This is a genomic window from Desulfobaculum sp., assembly GCF_054921475.1.
In genome coordinates this window covers 1-4,322 of sequence record NZ_JBUDSW010000279.1, presented here as the reverse complement: position 1 = coordinate 4,322, position 4,322 = coordinate 1, and the positions used below count along the sequence as shown (strand labels likewise).

At 60.6% G+C, this 4,322-nt stretch carries 2 protein-coding genes; both read right to left on the bottom strand.

The window, feature by feature from the left end; translation table 11 throughout:
- Positions 1–3,378, bottom strand: a 3,378-nt coding sequence (locus ACY69P_RS14530) for a bifunctional diguanylate cyclase/phosphodiesterase (protein ID WP_462327988.1), incomplete at its 3' end; no start/stop codon positions are given.
- Positions 3,379–3,776: 398 nt separating this feature from the next.
- Positions 3,777–4,052 (bottom strand): hypothetical protein, encoded by a 276-nt coding sequence (locus ACY69P_RS14525; RefSeq protein WP_459897655.1) that lies wholly within the window; start codon positions 4,050–4,052, stop codon positions 3,777–3,779.
- Positions 4,053–4,322: the final 270 nt, after the last annotated feature.

The window sequence follows — 4,322 nt, the reverse complement described above, 5'->3', positions numbered from 1 at the left end:
GGTACGGCGGTCCTCGGTGCTGGTGCAGATGGTGTTGGTGAAGCGTCTGTCCACTTTGACGGTATCGATGGGAAAGCGTTGCAGGTACGACAGCGACGACTGCCCGGTCCCGAAGTCGTCCAGCGCAATGCTCACCCCAAGGCGTTTGAGGCGGCGGAAGGTCTCCAGCGCGGCGGGCGGGTCGGACATAGCCGCGTGCTCGGAAAATTCCAGCGTCAGGCGTTCCGGGGCCAATCCGGACTCCCGCAGGCAGGCGGCGATGGATGTGGTGATGCCGGAATTCTGCAACTGCAATGAGGATATATTGATATGCATGGTGAAGTCCCCCGGAATATGGGGCGACTGGACAAGGCGCGCCATGTCCGCGCACGCCTTGCCGATGACCATCGTATCCAGCTGCGCCACAAAGCCGCAGTCCTCGGCGACACCAAGGAAGTCCGCCGGGCTGAGGAGGCCCCGCTCCGGATGCCGCCACCGCACCAAGGCCTCAACCCCGCAGACCGTAAAGTCCGCCGTGTTGAAGAGTGGCTGGTATTGCAGTTCAAATTCGTCATTGGCCGCGCCGCTGTGCAGGTCGCGCTCCATGGTCAGCATTTGCACGGTCTGTTCGTGCATTTCCTTGTTGAAGACCATGAAGGTGGCCTTGCCCATGCCTTTGGCCTGATACATGGCCGTATCCGCGTCGCGCAGGATGGCTTCGGTATCCGTATACTGTGTGCCCTGCAGGACAATGCCGATGCTGGCGGAAATGGTTATGGTGGTTTGCGCGGTGACGTAGGGGCGCCCCACCTCGCCCTGAATGCGTTTGACGATGGAAATCACCTCGCGCGTGGAGTTGAAGTCCTCCAGCAGAATGGCGAATTCGTCGCCGCCAAGGCGGGCCATGGTGTCCGTATTGCGCAGGGCGGGCTTCAGGCGTGTGGCAACGCGGGTGAGGAGTTCATCCCCAACGTGGTGCCCAAAGGAGTCGTTGACCTTCTTAAAGCCATCAAGGTCAAACAGCAGCACCGCAAACTGGTAGGCCGCGTGGCGCTTGGTGCGCTGGAGGGCGCGCTCCAGCCGCTCGGAAAAGAGATTGCGGTTGGGCAGGCCCGTCAGCGGGTCGTGCAGGGCAAGCCGCGCGAGCTCTTCCTCGTTCTGCTTGCGCTGGATGGCCATGGCTACCTGCTCCGACACGGAGACCATAAGCTCCACGTCCAGCTCCGAGAATTTGTGCGGGTCCACATAGTCCTGTGTGGACATCACTCCGATGACCTTGCCGTCCAGCTTGAGGGGGACCCCCAGCCACACCTCAGACGGTGTGCCACTGACCCCCACTGCCATTTGCTGTTCGCGGTGCAGGAGTTGCGGCTGTCCTGTGCGCACCACTTCCATGTTCATGCCGCGAACCGAGGCGGACGTGATATTCTCCAGCGCGCTGAGGTGTGTTTCCACCTCGTCATGCAGGTAGCGGAATTCCAGCCGGTCTCGGTCTTCGTCCACAAGGGCGATGATGAGGTTGTCCGCGTCGATGTACGCCTTCAGCGCCGCATGAATGGAGGAGAAGAGGTGGTCGAGGTCGCGCGTGGTGCTGATGGCGTTGGAAATGTGGAACAGCACGGCGTTGACGTTTTCCGTGTGTTTGCGCTCCGTGATGTCGGTATGCGCCCCCGCCACGCGCCGGATGGAACCGTCCTCCGCGCGCAGGCCCGCCCCGCGGCCCAGAATCCAGCGGTAGCTGCCATCCATATGCCGCAGGCGGTATTCCACCTCAAAGTGGTCCTGCGTGCCGTGGATAACCGTATGGTTGCAGGCCAGCACCCGTTGTTTGTCGTCGGGGTGGATGCGGTCCATCCAAAGGGTGACGGCCTTTGGCTCCTCCGCAGGGCTCAGGCCAATGATTTCCAGCCAGCGCGGGGAAAAGTAGACAGTGTCCGTCGTCAGGTCCCAGTCCCAGATGCCGTCGTTGGCGCCGGCCACCGCAAGGGCGTAGCGTTCCTCACTGCTTTTGATGCGTTCTTCGTAATGTTTGCGGGTGGTGATATCGCGCAGGGTTTCAATGCCCCCGGCCGGGCAGCCGCAGGTGTCCGGCAGGCGCGCGGCGGTTATCCATAAATACGCTCCCTCGCCGCCACGTAAATTCGGGTGGAAGGTTTCGCAGCGGATAACGTCCCCGTCCCGCGTAATGTTGTCGTACACGTCCGGGAGTTCGGCGCCGTTCAGGGCGTCCAGCAGGAGCGGGCGTTTTTCGTCGCCAAAGAAAATCCGCGAAATCTCCGTTGACGGCGCGCCCAGCATTTGCGCCTTGCTTGCGCCGGTCATCTCCTCCAGCGCCTTGTTCCACGCCAGGATGCGCTGTTTTTCATCCACCACAAAGGTCGGGTCCGGCAGGTGCTCAAGGATGTCCGCCAAGCGTTGGCGCGAGGTTTTTTCGTGACTCACCACATTGCGGTACATCCCAGAGACTCCCGTTGCCAGCAGGAGCAGCAGCAAGACCACCCACGCCAAGGCCTGTTGGGTGTGCAGGTCCGACAGCGTATGGGCAATCTCGCGCTCCGGGGCCGAGAGGACCACCGAGAACCGGGCATTGGCAAAGTGCACCTGCGTCCACGCCACCAGCTTGCGCGAAACTTCCAGCCCGCGCATAAGCGAAAACGTGTAGGCATCCGTGCCCGAAGGCTCCGACGTGATGCGTTCATCCACACGGAGCAGGTCCTCGAAGCCCTTGTGCATGCCCTCAAAGATGTTCTGCCCGATGATGTCCGTTTCATGGTCGTACAGCACCGTGCCTTCGCCATCCACGAGGAAGCCCGCGCCGTATTGCCCGGACCGGAGTGGCGCGATGAAGAGGTTCGCCAGGTGTTCCAGATTGACGATGATGGCCAGCACCGCCGGGTCGCCAGTGTGCGGCGACAGCGGGTAGAGCAGGCCAAGGCGCTGATCGCTGGGTGTCATGACAAGTGGCGCAACATACGGTCCGCCCGGGATGTCGTGCGCGGCAAGGCGGTGGGCCTTAACCCATCGGACTATGGCGTCCGAAAGGCGCGTGCCGGGCTCGGCTTCGCCAAGCAGCAGCGGAGCGCCTTCGTCAGGGAGCAGCACCATTCCCGCCACCAGCGGACTGCCGCGCAAAATGGAAAGCAGCTCCGGCGCATTCGCCCGCGGGGACGAAACAAGACGCGACGGCGTAATGGCCCGCAGTGCGCCACGTATCGTCCCATCAAGGTCCGACAGCGACTGCTTGAAGCCCTGCGCCGCAATGCGCGTTTGGACATGTTGTTGGTCATTGAACGTCTGCTCGTGGCGCTCAATGGCGTTGCGCTCTATGGACGACGTCACAAGCGCAAAGACCGTTACGATTGCCGTAACGCCAAGCAGGACCTTGAGCGTCAGAAGCATGCTTCTGTTGGCCCATATCCTTTGGAGTGTATGAGGGTGCTGCATGGATGGCGGATACCTTACGCAAAAGGACGCATAAAAACAATATGATGCCGCAATATTGGTGGTCCCATGTCATGCACAGCGGGTCTCAGCACGGCTTCAAACTGTGAAGCAGGTGAAAAGTGTTGGCAGGTACGTGCTTTCGGCTGTTGCGTGGCCGTCATCACAGGCGAAAGACAGCGCGAATGCGCTTTCCCGTGTAGGGCTTCGCATGGTGGAGGCAGGTGTAGAGCATTCTCCAAAATGTGGAGTCACACCCCAGCAGCGTCGGTGTAAGAAGGAATTTCAGCCAAAGGGCAAAGAAAAAGGCCCCGCCGGAGGCGAGGCCTTTTTTTGTTGATGACAACGGTGTGGAATTAATCGTCCTGTTTGGCGCACATGTCCATGTAGGTCGACCCGCAGTAGCTCGCAAGGTTGAACGACGTATAGTCGTTCGAGGGATCCTCGGCGTAGCGGAAGCCCAGCTTCGAGTCCGGATTATACTCCGCAACCGTGTCGTTGGACGTGGAGAAGTGCGGGCAGTTGTTATTATTGCAAACCAAGATGAGACCCCAGCCGGTCTCCGGCGGGCCCATCCAGGGCTGAAGCGTTTCGCCGCAATGGGGACACTTGCGGTCCTTCTCGATATCCATTCCGAGACTCCTTGCGTTTAAGAGTTTGTGACTGTTTTCACGTAGAACTAATGCCTCCGGCAACCATTGTCCAGACATACCCGCCGAAAAAACCCGCGGCGCCTCTCCCTTCTCAAATTTCTCGCGTTCGCGCGGTGTGTTGGTGGGGCGGGCGGTGCTGAGGAAAAAGATGGGACTTTGCCTCCGGCGGTTTAAGGGCCGTGGGCCCTTAAAAATCCCATGTGCGCACATGCCGGTTGCCTTTATCTGGGGCGGTCGTCACCTCTGTGG

Excerpts from the sequence above, each read along its gene's own strand:
- ACY69P_RS14525 (WP_459897655.1), bottom strand. The coding sequence starts at position 4,052 with ATGGATATCGAGAAGGACCGCAAGTGTCCCCATTGCGGCGAAACGCTT.